A 13,897-nucleotide genomic window follows, 5' to 3' on the forward strand; every position below is an offset into this window, starting at 1 on the left:
AGTGGAAACCTCCACTGCGATGCGGCTGCTCATGCACGGCCATGACGATGACCCCTTCACGGATAGTCCGAACACTTCCTGACACCACTCACTCTCCCGCCCTGCAACGCCCCATCCCCAGTGCCGATGGTCCATGTTCGAGGGCTCAACAGCCTTGCGGGACGGGGCCGTTCGGCAGCATTCAGGAGGCCTGCCCAATGCCCACTGTCCGTACGGCCGGCACGGCCGGCACCGCCGGCAAGAGGACCGGACCGGTCAGCCGGCGTCGACGCGCCGGTCTTCCTTCGCTCGCCGCGACTCGTCCTCTCCGTGCGGCTCACACCGGACGTGCACCTGGACTTCCGGAGGCCGGGCAAGGGTGTTGCTCACCGTGCAGTGGGAGACCACGGCGCGCAACGCGGGCAGCCGATCGGCGGGCAGGGACGGTGCCTGAACGGTCACCGACAGGGCGGCGACCCGCGCGGGACGGTCGTCGGCCATGCGGAAGTCCGCCCGGACGGCCAGCCCGTCCCGGTCGAGGCCGTGGCGGTCCAGGTAGCGGCCCGCGTAGTGCGCGGTGCAGGAGGCGATGGACGCGACGAACAGTTCCACAGGAGTAGCAGCGGTGTCCGTGCCGCCGTCGGTCCTGGGCTGGTCGGTGGTGATGACGTGGCCTCGTGCCCGGATCTCGAAGGCATCACCGGCGACGGGCGTCACGTCGACCCGTCCGGCCGGTTCGTCGGGCGCGGGCTGGATCGTGGCGGCCTGGAAGATCAGCAGCGCGGCCAGCCGCCGGGCCTCTTCGGCGGTCAGCGAGAGCCACGGTGCCCGGCCGTCGTGCAGGGCGCGGGAGGTGTCCAGTACGACGCGTCCCGTGGCGGCGGGGAGGTCGTGGGACGCGAGGCGGGTGACATTGAGCGTGCGGCCCGAGCGAGTTGTCATCTTCATGGCGTCTTCCCGCCGGGTGACTCGCGCACGGGCGTTCAGCGTGCCCGTGGCAGGGAACCCGCCCGTCCGGGCCGGACCGGCGGACCGGGACGGCCCCGGTCGTCCGTCCGATCACCTTCCATCGGACCGCTGTCGCGGGGCGCCGTCTTGAGCCGGAAGAACCCGGCCGGTGAGCCGATGGTCCCGGTCGCGCGCGCCGTACGTCACCACCTCACGAGGCCGGCCGGCCGCCCTCCACCGCGTCCGGGGACTGTCCCAGCGGGACATGCCACACGAGCCGTGTCCCCGTCCCTTCCGCACTCCCCAGTTCCATGTCGCCACCGAGCTTCCGTGCGCGCTCGGTCATGTTGGCCAGGCCGCTGCGGCGGCCGCCGGCCGGAACACCGACGCCGTTGTCCGTGACCGTCAGGCGCACCCGCTTGCCGTCGGTCTCCAGCACGACGTCGGCGCGGTCGGCGCGGGCGTGCCGGGCGATATTGGTCAGGGACTCGGTGAGGACGGCCACGATGTCGTCGGCGGTCCGACCGGGCACGTGCGTGTCCAGCAGCCCTTCCATACGGACACTGGGGGCGAAGCCCAGCACCGGAGCGGCCTCACCGACCGCACGGACCGCGCGGGAGCGCAGGCCCGGCGCCGCGTCGCCGTCACGGGAGCGCAGGCCGAAGATCGTCGACCTGATGATCTTGATGGTCTCGTCGAGGTCGTCCACCGCCCGCATGATCCGCTCGGACGCCAGGTCGTCCTGGACGCGCCGTCCGGCGCTCTGCAGGGTCATACCGGTGGCGAAGAGCCGTTGGATGGCCAGGTCGTGCAGGTCGCGTGCGATCCGGTCGCGGTCCTCCAGCAGGGTGATCTGCTCGGCGTCCTCGCGGCGTTCCGCCAGCTCCATCGCGACGGCGGCCTGCGCGGCGAAGACCTGCAGCGGCTCGGTCTCCTTGCCGGAGAACTCCTGGCCACCCGACCTGCGGACCAGCAGAACCACCCCGCGGGCCTCGTCGTCCGTGCCGATCGGCACGGCGACGGCCGGCCCGAGCCCGTCGAAGCGCGGCGGACCGGCCGAGATGCGGGCGTCATGTGAGACGTCCGGACTGCTCACAGGCGCCCGCTGGGCGAACGCCTGCCCGATGAGCGTGCCCTCGACAGGCAGTACGACCCCACGCCATACGTCGGCTCCCTGGCCGGTCGCGAGTTCCACGGCGAGGGTGTCCGTCCCGCTCACCGGCATGGCCACCACGCCCAGGACGGACCCGGTGATCTCCCTGGCGCGTTCGGCGATCAGCGACAGCGCCCCGCCCTGGTGCGCCCCGGACATCAACGTGTGCGTGATCTCCGCGTTCACCTGGAGCCAGCGCTCGCGCAGCCGGGACTCCTCATACAGGCGGGCGTTGTCGATCGCCACACCGGCCGCCACGGCCAGCGTCGCCAGCACCGACTCGTCGTCCTCGTCGAACTGCTGCCCACCGCGCTTCTCCGTGAGGTACAGATTGCCGAAGACCTGGTCCCGTACTCGGATGGGGACACCCAGGAAGGTGTTCATCGGCGGGTGGTCGGCCGGGAACCCGTAGGAAGCCGGGTGGTCGGAGAGTTTGGCCAGACGCAGCGGCTCGGGGTGGCGGATCAGTTCGCCCAGGATTCCGTGGCCCTCCGGATAGGGACCGATGCGGGCGATCTGCTCGGCGTCGACGCCGACCGTGTGGAAGGCGGACAGCCGCTTGCCGTCCGGGCCGATCACACCGAGCGCCGCGTACTCCGCGTCGACCAGGGCCGCCGCGGCCTCCACGATGCTGTAGAGCGCCTGCTCCAGGTCGAGCTCGCGGCCGACCGAGAGCACCGCCTCCAGGAGGCTGTGCACCCGGTCCCGGGTACCGCGCGCCGCGTCCAGCCGGGTCTGGAGCTCCTCCAGCAGGTCGTCCATCCGCAGCTGCGGCAGCCGTACCCGTGCCTCGCGGGAATCCTCGGCATCCGCCACCGCTGTCCTCCAACGCCGCACCGCTTGTCGGCAGGCCTACCGGTCTTCTGCCACGGTAGCGCCTCGAACAGGGAGACGATAAGGGATCAGCGCCTTCGTACGGCTGGACTGGACGGATTCGTCAGACCCGAGACAACCGGCCCGCGACGTACGAGGTGAGGTCGAGCAGGCGGTTGGTGTACCCCCACTCGTTGTCGTACCAGCCGAAGACCTTGACCAGGTCGCCGTGGGCCTGGGTGAGCGGGGCGTCCAGGACACAGGAGGCGGGATCGCCGACCACGTCACGGGAGACGATCGGGGCGTCGGACACCCGCAAGACGTCCTTGAGCGGTCCCTCCGCGGCCTCACGGTAGGCGGCGTTGATCTCCTCGGGGCTCGCCGCCCGGCCGAGGACCACGGTCAGATCGGTCAGCGAGCCGTCCTCGACGGGCACGCGCAGGGCGCTGCCGTCCAGCGTGCCCGCCAGCTCTGGCAGGACCAGGCCGACGGCGCGGGCGGCGCCGGTGGTGGTGGGGATGATGTTGACCGCCGCCGAGCGGCCCCGGCGCAGGTCCTTGTGCGGGCCGTCCAGGACCACCTGGTCGTTGGTGTAGCCGTGGATGGTGGTCATCAGTCCCTTGACCACGCCGAAGTGGTCGTCGAGGACCTTGACCATGGGGGCCACGCAGTTGGTGGTGCACGAGGCGTTGGAGATCACGTGGTGGTGCTCCGGGTCGTAGGTGCCTTCGTTGACGCCCATGACGATCGTGGCGTCGACGTCCTTGCCCGGCACGGACAGCAGCACCTTGCGCGCGCCGGCCGCCAGGTGCAGGCCGGCCTGCTCGCGGGTGCGGAAGCGGCCCGTTGCCTCGATCACCACGTCCACGCCGAGGTCACCCCAGGCCAGGGCGGCGGGGTCGCGCTCGGCGGTCACCGCGATGCGGTGTCCGTCCACGGTCAGTGAGGTGTCGTCGTGCTCGACGGGGCGGTTCAGCCGTCCGTACGTCGAGTCGTAGGTCAGGAGGTGCGCCAGTGCCGCCGGGGAGGTGATGTCGTTGACGGCGACCACCTCCAGCGGGGTGCCGGCGGTCCGTTCCAGAACGCAGCGCAGGTAGTTGCGGCCGATGCGGCCGAAGCCGTTGATGCCTACACGCACGGTCATGACGTGTGTCCTCCCCATGGGGTCGGCGGCCTCGGAGTCGTCCGGGACCGCATTCAGCCTCTCGGGCGAGCGGCGGCGGGGACAGGGGCCGTGCGGGGGCGGTCCGCGGGACCTTCGGCCCCGGGAGGCCGACGCGGCCGGGACCGGGCGGTGTCGGCGGCGTCCCTCAGCGCCCGTCGGACCGCATGCGGTCGCGGGCCTGGGTGGCGATGACGGCAGCCTGGATGCGGCGCTCCACGCCGAGCTTGGCGAGCAGGCGGGAGATGTGGTTCTTCACGGTCTTCTCGGCCAGGTACAGGCGCTGGCCGATCTGCCGGTTGGTCATCCCCTCGCCGATCAGTTCCAGGATCTGCCGTTCCCGGTCGGTCAGGCCGGGCAGGGCGTCCGGTTCCTCGGCCGGCTGGTCTCCGCCGCCGCGCAGCCGTGCCATCAGCTTCGCCGTGGCACTCGCGTCCAGCAGGGACTGGCCCCGGGCCACCGTCCGCACGGCCGAGACCAGGTCGGAGCCCTTGATCTGCTTCAGTACGTATCCGGCGGCGCCCGCCATGATCGAGTCCAGCAGGGCTTCCTCGTCGTCGAACGAGGTCAGCATCAGGCAGGCCAGGTCCGGCATCTGCGACCGCAGCTCACGGCAGACGGTGACCCCGTCGCCGTCGGGCAGACGCACGTCGAGGACGGCCACATCCGGGCGCAGCGCGGGGACCCGCACCAGCGCCTGCTCCGCCGTCGCCGCCTCGCCGACCACCGTGAGGTCGGGCTCGTCGTCCAGCAGATCGTGCACGCCTCGCCGTACCACCTCGTGGTCGTCCAGGAGGAACACCCTGACCGGGGTCCCCGTGCCGCCGTCCTGCCCACTGTCCGTCATCAGACGCTCCTCGTGATGCCTCGGCCCCTGTCATCATCCTTTCTTCCCCGGGTGGCCGAGGTCCAGGGCCGGTCGGCCCCGTTTCCGCTCGTGTCAGTGGGCCATCAGGCCTCGTTCGCGGAACTGGCCTCGTACCCGTTCCACCAGCGCCGCGTCGGGGACCGGAGTGTCCCGCAGAGGGAAGGGAACTCCCAGGGCGTCGTACTTGGCGGCGCCGAGCTTGTGGAACGGCAGGATGTCGACCCGCTCCACGCAGCCCAGGCCGGAGAGGAAGCCGGCGAGTCCCTCGACGGCGTGCTCGTCGTCCGTCCAGCCGGGCACCAGGACGTACCTGATCCACACGCTCTTGCCCATCCGGTCGAGCCGGGTGGCGAAGTTCAGGGTGGGGGCGAGGGCGCCGCCGGTCAGCTTCCGGTAGGTCGTGACGTCGAAGGACTTGATGTCCAGCAGTACGAGATCGGTGTCGGCGAGGAGTTCGTCCGAGGCTCGGGCGCCGAGGAAGCCGGAGGTGTCGAGAGCCGTGTGCAGACCGGCTTCCTTGCAGCGGCGCAGGACGGCGCCGGTGAAGGACGGCTGGAGCAGCGGCTCACCGCCGGTGACGGTGACGCCGCCACCGGCCGTGGTGAGGAACGCTCGGTACTTCTCGACCTCGGCCATCACCTCGTCGACGGTGGCCTCCCGTCCGTCGCGCAGGTGCCAGGTGTCGGGGTTGGCGCAGTACAGGCAGCGCAGCGGGCAGCCGCTGACGAAGAGGACGAACCGGGTCCCGGGGCCGTCCACGCCGGTGGACAGGTCCCAGGAGTGGATCCGGCCGGTGACCGTCGCCGCGACCACGGTGTTCACAGCGATCCGTGGAAGGTGCGGCTGATCACGTCGAGTTGCTGCTCGCGGGTCAGTCGGACGAAGTTGACCGCGTAGCCGGAGACCCTGATCGTCAGCTCCGGGTACTTCTCCGGATGCTCCATGGCGTCCTCCAGCACGGCCCGGTCCAGCACGTTGACGTTCATGTGGAAGCCGCCCGAGGCCATGTAGGCGTCGAGGATGCCGACCAGGTGCCCGGCGCGTTCGGCGGGGACGTGGCCGAGCCCCTCCGGGGTGATGGTGGTGGTCAGGGAGATGCCGTCGCGGGCCGCCTCGTAGGGCAGCTTGGCCACCGAGAGGGCGGAGGCGGCGACGCCGTGCTTGTCGCGGCCGTTCATCGGGTTGGCGCCGGGCGCGAAGGGCTGTCCGGCGCGGCGGCCGTCGGGGGTGTTGCCGGTGTGCTTGCCGTAGACGACGTTGGAGGTGATGGTGAGCACGGACTGGGTGTGCTCGGCGTCGCGGTAGGTGGGGTGCTCGCGCACCTTGGCCATGAACGTCTCCACCAGATCGACGGCGAGGGCGTCGGCGCGGTCGTCGTTGTTGCCGTACGCCGGGAAGCCGCCCTCGGTGCGGAAGTCCACGGCGAGTCCGGTCGCGTCGCGGATGACCTTCACCCGGGCGTGCTTGACGGCGGAGAGGCTGTCCACGGCAACCGACAGGCCGGCGATGCCGCAGGCCATGAACCGGTGCACCGGGTGGTCGTGCAGGGCCATCTCGATGCGCTCGTAGGCGTACTTGTCGTGCATGAAGTGGATGACGTTGAGCGCGTCGACGTAGGTCCCGGCGAGCCAGTCCAGGACGCGGTCGTACGCGGCGGACAGCTCGTCGTAGTCCAGGTACTCGCCGGTCAGCGGGGGCATCGCGGGAGTGATCTGGTCGCCGGTCATCTCGTCCCGGCCGCCGTTGACGGCGTAGAGGAGCGCCTTGGCGAGGTTGACGCGGGCGCCGAAGAACTGCATCTGCTTGCCCACCGCCATCGCGGAGACGCAGCACGCGATGGCGGTGTCGTCGCCGGTGCGCGGGCGCATCAGGTCGTCGGACTCGTACTGAACGGCGCTGGTGTCGATGGAGATTTGGGCGCAGAACTCCTTGAAGCCGTCGGGCAGCCGCGGCGACCACAGGACGGTCAGGTTGGGTTCCGGGGCGGGGCCGAGGTTGTAGAGGGTCTGCAGGAAGCGGAAGGAGGTACGGGTGACCAGCGGGCGGCCGTCGGTACCGATGCCGCCGATGGACTCCGTCACCCAGGTCGGGTCGCCGGAGAACAGGGCGTCGTACTCGGGGGTGCGCAGGAAGCGCACGATGCGCAGCTTGATGACGAAGTCGTCGATCAGCTCCTGGGCACGCCTCTCGTCGAGGAGTCCGTCGTCGAGGTCGCGCTGGAGATAGACGTCCAGGAAGGTGGAGGTGCGGCCCAGCGACATGGCCGCGCCGTTCTGCTCCTTCACCGCGGCGAGGAAGCCGAGGTAGAGCCACTGGACGGCCTCATGTGCGGTGGCCGCGGGCCGGGTGACGTCGCAGCCGTACGTCGCCGCCATCTCGGTCAGCTCGTCCAGCGCCCTGAGCTGCTCGGCGAGTTCCTCGCGGTCGCGGATGACGTCGGCGGTGGACGGCAGGGCGTCGAGGCGGGCGCGTTCGGCGCGCTTGGCCTCGGCCAGGCGGTCGGTGCCGTAGAGGGCGACGCGGCGGTAGTCGCCGATGATCCGGCCGCGGCCGTAGGAGTCCGGCAGGCCGGTGATGATGCCGACCTTGCGGGCGGCGCGCATCGCCGGGGTGTAGGCGTCGAAGACGCCGGCGTTGTGGGTCTTGCGGTAGGTGCCGAACACCCTCGTCACGAACGGGTCGGGTTCGTAGCCGTACGCCTTCAGGCCGTTCTCCACCATGCGCAGGCCCCCGTTGGGCATGATCGCCCGCTTGAGCGGGGCGTCGGTCTGCAGGCCGACGATCAGCTCGCGGTCACGGTCGATGAAGCCGGGGACGTGTGAGGTGATGGTGGAGGGGGTGGCGGTGTCGACGTCGAGGACGCCCCGGCGCCGCTCCTCGGGGAAGAGCCCGCTGACCTTCTCCCACACGGCCCGGGTGCGGTCCGTCGGGCCGGTCAGGAAGGAGGCGTCGCCCTCGTAGGGCGTGTAGTTGGCCTGGATGAAGTCGCGCACGTCGATACGCTCACGCCACCCACTCCCGGCGGCGAACCGCCGCCAGGCATCGGCGGTCCGGAGTCCGGCTGTCACCGTCGCGGTCATCACAGGTCCTCTCGTCGGACGGTTCTCTCACCTTCGATGCTCGTCGGGCGGGCCGGTGACCGGGAGTACCGGCCAGGACACCGGACCGGTCCCGCGCGGCCCTCATCCCCGGGACCTTCGGCCCCGGCGGAGGCGTGTGTGGAGGGCCGGTGTTCCCCCGTCTCGACGGCTGGGCAGGGCAAGGCCGTAGGAGATCGTTCAGGACGGATCGATGAATTCCGGCTGCGCCAGGCCGCCGGTCACGCGACCATTTCAGCAGTCATGATGGGGAAGGGGAGACAGCGTGATCGTCAGTGAAATTCCCATCAAGCAGTACTTGTCCAACGCGACTGCCGCAGGCTCGGAGAGTGCCTACGCCGCCTTGATCGTCGTGGTGGCCCGCGCGGCCGACCGAAGCGGACTTGTCGCACAGACCCTGCGGGACTGGACCTCTTTGCACAGCGTCACCAGCGACATATTCGCTTTCGTCTGCCCCTGTCCGTCGGCGAGCGCGCGCGTACCTCTCCCACATGCTCCCGGCTACGGGACGAACACCACCGGCCTGCGGGCCGGTGGCGCCCACGGGCAGAGCCAGGACTGGTGGAGCAGGTCGGGAGGGCCGCCCAGCGAACTGCTGCATCGAACCGGCGAGCCGGCGGACGGCAGTCCCTACGCAGCCGCGGCAGGTGAGCACGCTTTCACCATGGCCGTCAACGAGACCATGCAATTTCTCGGATTGCGCGAGACACCACAACCCTGCATAGCCGTCCTGTCCCTGTGGGAGAACGAGGTACTGCTTCTTCCGGTGGCCGATGAATTCGATCTCTATCCGTTCCTCTGCGATCTCTCGGCGTCGTTCGAAGGAGTGGCAGACCGGATGGCGTCGGCTCGCGACGCCACGTACGCGGCACGCCGTCTTCTTCCTTCGGCCCAAAGGCGCCGCAGGAGACGCGAACGGGCTTCGGCGAACGTCTGGGCTCGTTGGCAGCGGCGCGTGGAGAGGACACTTGATGACCTCGACGAGTCCGGTGGTCCCGAGGTGAAGGCCACTCTGCCGGAGCTTCGTTCGCGCTTGACGCAGGTACGGACAGACCCGGAAGCGGCACTCGCGACGGTCGCTCGCGTCACCGGCCTAGCGCCCTGGAGCGCCCGCCTGGTGTGGATCGGCCGGCGGATCGCCCAGGGAATGGTGGAGGAGCGGGAAGCCGAGGAAAGGCTCCGGGAAGCCGACCACGCGTGCACCTCACTGGAGCTGACCGTCGCCACCGAAGAGGCCCGGTACGCGCGGCTGAAACGCGAGGCCCGGCTGTCTGCCCACGTCCTTGCGGCAGTGCCCAAGCGTGGCCTGCGCAGACTGACGGTGCTGCCCCAGGCCCGGGGCCCCTGGCCGGTCAGGGTCCTTCAGCGGGAGAACGCAGCCGTCGTTCGGCTCACTCTGGAAAGCGGGTTGTCGTGACCGCCGAGGCGGCGGAGAAGTTGGCGGCTCTGTACCTCACAGTGGTCAAGGAACACGTCAACGAAGAACGCGTGACAAAGGCATCGCTGGAACAGCGCGGTCTGCTGGTGATCACAACATCCGGAACACTGGTGACGCTGCAGTTCGCGGTCGGGGCCCTGCGCACGCGCGCCCCGTCCTTCACAGTCCCTGCGCCGGGCCTGGCGCTGCTGTTGGCGTCCCTCGGCCTCTTCCTGGTGGCGGCCGTCCTCGCCCTGATCGTCAACCTGCCGAAGGCCCAGCTCGCGTTGAGCTCGGACGAGATAGGAAGACAACTCACCGGGGACTGGCATCATCAGGATGCCGTCGAGGTCCTCGCGAGCCTGCATCTGTCGGCGACCGAGGTGCTGCGCCGCCTTCGCGACACCAACCGCGCCGGAGCACGGCTCCTGGTGTGCGCCCTCGCGGCGGAACTCACGGCAGTCACACTGGTCGGGGCCGCGGTCGCCGTCATCCTGACCGCCGGGCGATGAGGGTCAGGTGAAGGCCGGCCTCAGTCGTGCGGGACGACCGCGACCGGACACCCGACGTGGTGCAGGGCCGCGTGGGTGACCGGGCCCGTGTGGACGCCGAGCCGGTGGTCGGTGGTGTGGCGGCCGACCACGAGGAGGCCGGCGTCCTGGCCGGCCCGCACCAGTGCGGCGGCGGCGCGTTGCTCGGTGACCGTCTCGGTCACGCGAACTGTCGGATACTTCTCGAGCCAGGGGCGCAGCACCGCCGTCAGGGTGCGCTCCTCGTCCGCCAGTGCCTGGGCCGGCGGTTGTGGGGAAGGCGCCGCCGGGCCCTCCGGGGCCGGGGACACCAGAGGTACCGACGGAGCGGGTGCGGACCTGGGCGGCGTCCGGAAGGCGTGCACCACCCGCAGGCCGGTGTCACGTCGGCGGGCGGCGTCGAAGGCGAACTCGATCACTTCGTCGCCGGGCCGGTCCGTCCGCAGGCCCAGGACCACCTGGCGGTAGGGCGTCTCCGGGATCTCTTCCGGGGCGATGCCGTCGGTGGCCGGCAGGTGCTCGTCGGCGGTGGTCCGGCCGGCCCGGACCAGGACGACCGGGCGGGCGGACCGGCCGACGACGCGCTGGGACACGGAGCCCGTCACGAAACCGCCCAGGGCTCCGAGGCCGAGGGAACCGAGGACCAGCAGGTCGGCGTCGGCCGAGGCGGCGAGCAGGGTGGCCACCGTCGCGTCGCACACGAGGCGTGCGGTGATCCGCAGCCCCGGGTGGGCGGCACGGACACTGCGGACGGCCTCGCGCAGAAGTTGCTCGGCCCAGTCGTGCTCGTTGCTGTCCATGGGGACGTACGGCGCGGGGCGGGCGTGGCGGTACCAGGCGTGCACAACGGTGAGCCCGGCCCCCCGCCGCTCGGCCTCCCGCGCCGCCCAGTGCGCGGCGGCGATGCCCGCGGGCGATCCGTCGACCCCCACCACGATGTCGTGCGGCATGACGTGTTCCCTCCCGAGTCGATGACTTCCGGCGTCTTCGAGCCTGTTCCCGGCCGTCCCGGTGGTCCACGGGCCGTACAGCCCCGGCCATGGTGCCGATGGTCCTCCCGGAACTGCCGGACTTGAACCGGGGCCGACCGGTCCCCTGGACGGGACGGACGGCACCTCGCGTCGTGCACGCGCCCGTCCGACCCTGGAACTGTCACGCCCCAACGCCCGAGGAGCGCAGCGTCATGGTCCGTTACGTCTACGACTTCACCGAGGGCGGCCGTGACCTGGCCGGTCTCCTCGGCGGCAAGGGATCGAACCTGGCCGAGATGACCCGGCTCGGACTTCCCGTACCGCCGGGCTTCACCCTCACCACCGAGGCGTGCCGCGCCTTCCTGGCCACGGGCCGCGAACCCGAGGGCCTGTGGGAGGAGGTCTCCGCGCACCTGTCGGCCCTGGAGGCGTCCGCGGGCCGGGTGCTGGGGCAGCCGGACGACCCGCTGCTGCTGTCCGTCCGTTCGGGTGCCCGCTTCTCCATGCCGGGGATGATGGACACGATCCTCGACATCGGTCTGAACGACGACTCGGTCCTCGGGCTGGCCAAGGTCGCCGGCAGTGATCGCTTCGCCTGGGACTCCTACCGCCGCCTCGTCCAGGTGTTCGGCAGCACGGTCATGGGCGTCGACTCCTCCCGCTTCGAGCGATCCCTCGCCCTCCTGAAGGACCTGCGGGGCGTCGAGGACGACGTGCGCCTGACGGCGGCCGACCTGGCCGAGCTGGTGGAGACGTACAAGAACCTGATCCACCTGGAGACCGGGGAGCACTTCCCGCAGTCCCCCGCCGAGCAGCTGCGCCGGGCGGTCCTGGCCGTCTTCGAGTCCTGGAACGGGGAACGCGCCCGTGTCTACCGGCGCCGCGAGCACATCGCCGACGACCTGGGCACCGCCGTCAACGTGCAGCGCATGGTCTTCGGCAACCTCGGTGCCGACTCCGGCAGCGGCGTCGCCTTCACCCGCGACCCGGCCACCGGGCGCCCCGGCCTGTACGGCGACTACCTGCCCGACGCGCAGGGCGAGGACGTCGTCGCCGGCATCCGCAATACGGTGCCGCTGGCCGAGCTGGAGCGCCTGGACGCCACGTCCTACGACCGGCTGCGCGCGTACATGCGCACCCTGGAGCGGCATTACCGCGATCTGTGCGACATCGAGTTCACCATCGAACGCGGCACCCTGTGGATGCTCCAGACCCGGGTCGGCAAGCGCACCGCCGAAGCCGCGTTCGTCCTCGCCGCCGAGCTGGCCGACGAGGGGCTCATCACCCCGGACGAGGCGCTGGCCCGGGTGAGCGGCGAGGGCCTGGCCCGGCTGATGTTCCCGCGGTTCGACGTGTCGGCGACCGGCACCGTGCTCGCCCGTGGTGTGCCGGCCTCGCCCGGCGCGGCGGTCGGCGCGGTGGTCTTCGACTCCGCCGAGGCCGTACGGCGCGCGGCGGCCGGCGAGAGGGTCGTCCTCGTCCGCCAGGAGACCACGCCCGACGATCTGCCCGGCATGATCGCCGCCCAGGCCGTCCTCACCAGCCGCGGCGGCAAGACCAGCCACGCGGCCGTCGTCGCCCGCGGCATGGGCAAGGTCTGCGTGTGCGGCGCCGAGGAACTCACCGTGGACACCGGAGCCCGGCGTCTCACCGCCGCGGGCGGCACCGTGGTCGAGGAGGGCACCGTCGTCTCGGTGGACGGTACGGCGGGGGCGGTGTACGCGGGTTCGGTGCCGTTGGTGGACTCGGCGGTCATCCGGTTCCTGGAGGACGGCCGGGGTGACGAGGGCGCGCAGGGCCTGGTCGACGCGGTGACCCGGGCGCTGGCCCGCGCGGACTCCGTGCGGCGCCTGGAGGTGCGGGCCAACGCCGACACCCCCGAGGACGCCGCGCGGGCCCGCCGGTTCGGCGCGCAGGGGGTGGGGCTGTGCCGCACCGAGCACATGTTCCTCGGCGAGCGCCGCAAGCTGGTCGAGCGGATGATCCTGGCGCAGTCGGACGCCGAACGGGACCGTGCGCTCGCGGAGCTGCTGCCCCTGCAGCGGCACGACTTCATCGGCATCCTGGAGGCGATGGACGGCCTGCCGGTCACCATTCGGCTGCTCGACCCGCCGCTGCACGAGTTCCTGCCCGACCACACCGAACTGGCGGTGCGGATCGCCACCGCCCAGGCCCGTGGCGGGAAACCGGACCCGCACGACGTCGAGCTGCTGACCGCCGTGAACCGCATGCACGAGGAGAACCCGATGCTCGGGCTGCGCGGCGTACGGCTGGGACTGGTCGTGCCCGGCCTGGTCACCATGCAGGTCCGGGCGATCGGCGAGGCCGTCGCCGAGCGGCTGCTGGCGGGTGGCGCGCCCGAGGCCGAGATCATGGTCCCGCTCGTCGGTGATGTGCGGGAACTGCGCCTCGTGCGCGAGGAGGTGCGACGCGTGCTGGCCGACGTGTCGCAGGCGTCGGGGGTCGACGTCGACTGCCCCGTCGGCACCATGATCGAGCTGCCCAGGGCCGCCCTGACGGCGGGCCGGATCGCCGAGGAGGCCGAGTTCTTCTCCTTCGGCACCAACGACCTGACCCAGACCACGTGGGGCTTCTCCCGCGACGACGTCGAGGCGGAGTTCTTCTCCGCTTACCTCGACAAGGGCGTCTTCCCCACTTCTCCGTTCGAGACGCTCGACCGTGAGGGGGTCGGCCGGCTGGTGGGCATCGCCGTCGCGGAGGGCCGGGCCACCCGCCCGGATCTCAAGATCGGCGTGTGCGGCGAGCACGGCGGCGACCCCGATTCGGTGCACTTCTTCCACGCCGCCCAACTGGACTACGTCTCCTGCTCGCCGTTCCGGGTGCCGGTGGCCCGGCTGGAGGCCGGCCGGGCCGCGCTGGAGGAGACCGAGGGGAGCGACAGCAGGTGAGGCACGGGGCCGCCCGGCCCTTCGGACCAGGGGTCGGCCGGCCCCGCAG

General features: G+C 71.2%; 10 protein-coding genes. 3 read left to right on the plus strand and 7 right to left on the minus strand.

Annotated features, from left to right (window positions below; translation table 11 throughout):
• Positions 1–255: 255 nt before the first annotated feature.
• The 6 genes from AB0G32_RS35235 to pflB form a co-directional block, all read right to left on the minus strand.
• Entirely contained in the window at positions 256–927 is a 672-nt protein-coding gene (locus tag AB0G32_RS35235) for an OsmC family protein (RefSeq protein WP_361173145.1), read from the minus strand.
• Positions 928–1,138: 211 nt separating this feature from the next.
• A complete protein-coding gene (locus tag AB0G32_RS35240) occupies positions 1,139–2,896 on the minus strand; it encodes a GAF domain-containing protein (protein ID WP_361173148.1) in 1,758 nt (585 codons plus the stop codon).
• Positions 2,897–3,017: 121 nt separating this feature from the next.
• Positions 3,018–4,037 (minus strand): type I glyceraldehyde-3-phosphate dehydrogenase, encoded by a 1,020-nt coding sequence (gap, locus tag AB0G32_RS35245; RefSeq protein ID WP_361173151.1) that lies wholly within the window; start codon positions 4,035–4,037, stop codon positions 3,018–3,020.
• 166 nt (positions 4,038–4,203) lie between these two features.
• Positions 4,204–4,902 (minus strand): response regulator transcription factor, encoded by a 699-nt coding sequence (locus AB0G32_RS35250; protein WP_361173154.1) that lies wholly within the window; start codon positions 4,900–4,902, stop codon positions 4,204–4,206.
• Positions 4,903–4,995: 93 nt separating this feature from the next.
• Positions 4,996–5,745: a pyruvate formate-lyase-activating protein gene (gene pflA, locus AB0G32_RS35255; RefSeq protein ID WP_361173157.1), complete on the minus strand. Its 750-nt coding sequence runs from the start codon at positions 5,743–5,745 to the stop codon at positions 4,996–4,998.
• Positions 5,742–8,003: a formate C-acetyltransferase gene (gene pflB / locus AB0G32_RS35260; RefSeq protein WP_361173160.1), complete on the minus strand. Its 2,262-nt coding sequence runs from the start codon at positions 8,001–8,003 to the stop codon at positions 5,742–5,744. The genes pflA and pflB overlap by 4 nt, the downstream gene beginning before the upstream one ends.
• Positions 8,004–8,286: 283 nt before the next feature.
• Here pflB and AB0G32_RS35265 point away from each other — a divergent pair, with 283 nt between their 5' ends.
• Both AB0G32_RS35265 and AB0G32_RS35270 read left to right on the plus strand, forming a co-directional pair.
• Positions 8,287–9,438 (plus strand): hypothetical protein, encoded by a 1,152-nt coding sequence (locus tag AB0G32_RS35265; RefSeq protein ID WP_361173163.1) that lies wholly within the window; start codon positions 8,287–8,289, stop codon positions 9,436–9,438.
• Positions 9,435–9,950 (plus strand): hypothetical protein, encoded by a 516-nt coding sequence (locus tag AB0G32_RS35270; RefSeq protein ID WP_361173166.1) that lies wholly within the window; start codon positions 9,435–9,437, stop codon positions 9,948–9,950. The genes AB0G32_RS35265 and AB0G32_RS35270 overlap by 4 nt, the downstream gene beginning before the upstream one ends.
• A 20-nt stretch (positions 9,951–9,970) precedes the next feature.
• On the opposite strand, the gene AB0G32_RS35275 is transcribed toward AB0G32_RS35270, so the two are convergent.
• Complete coding sequence (locus AB0G32_RS35275; RefSeq protein WP_361173169.1) at positions 9,971–10,918, minus strand: universal stress protein; 948 nt, start codon at positions 10,916–10,918, stop codon at positions 9,971–9,973.
• Positions 10,919–11,151: 233 nt separating this feature from the next.
• Between AB0G32_RS35275 and ppdK the strand changes: the two genes are divergently transcribed.
• Positions 11,152–13,848, plus strand: a complete 2,697-nt coding sequence (gene ppdK / locus AB0G32_RS35280; RefSeq protein ID WP_361173172.1) for a pyruvate, phosphate dikinase — start codon at positions 11,152–11,154, stop codon at positions 13,846–13,848.
• Positions 13,849–13,897: the final 49 nt, after the last annotated feature.

This window comes from Streptomyces sp. NPDC023723, from assembly GCF_040639815.1.
Classification (GTDB): Bacteria; Actinomycetota; Actinomycetes; order Streptomycetales; family Streptomycetaceae; genus Streptomyces.

Excerpts from the sequence above, each read along its gene's own strand:
- AB0G32_RS35235 (WP_361173145.1), bottom strand. The coding sequence starts at position 927 with ATGAAGATGACAACTCGCTCGGGCCGCACGCTCAATGTCACCCGCCTC.
- AB0G32_RS35250 (WP_361173154.1), bottom strand. The coding sequence starts at position 4,902 with ATGACGGACAGTGGGCAGGACGGCGGCACGGGGACCCCGGTCAGGGTG.
- AB0G32_RS35275 (WP_361173169.1), bottom strand. The coding sequence starts at position 10,918 with ATGCCGCACGACATCGTGGTGGGGGTCGACGGATCGCCCGCGGGCATC.
- ppdK (WP_361173172.1), top strand. The coding sequence starts at position 11,152 with ATGGTCCGTTACGTCTACGACTTCACCGAGGGCGGCCGTGACCTGGCC.
- pflB (WP_361173160.1), bottom strand. The coding sequence starts at position 8,003 with ATGACCGCGACGGTGACAGCCGGACTCCGGACCGCCGATGCCTGGCGG.
- gap (WP_361173151.1), bottom strand. The coding sequence starts at position 4,037 with ATGACCGTGCGTGTAGGCATCAACGGCTTCGGCCGCATCGGCCGCAAC.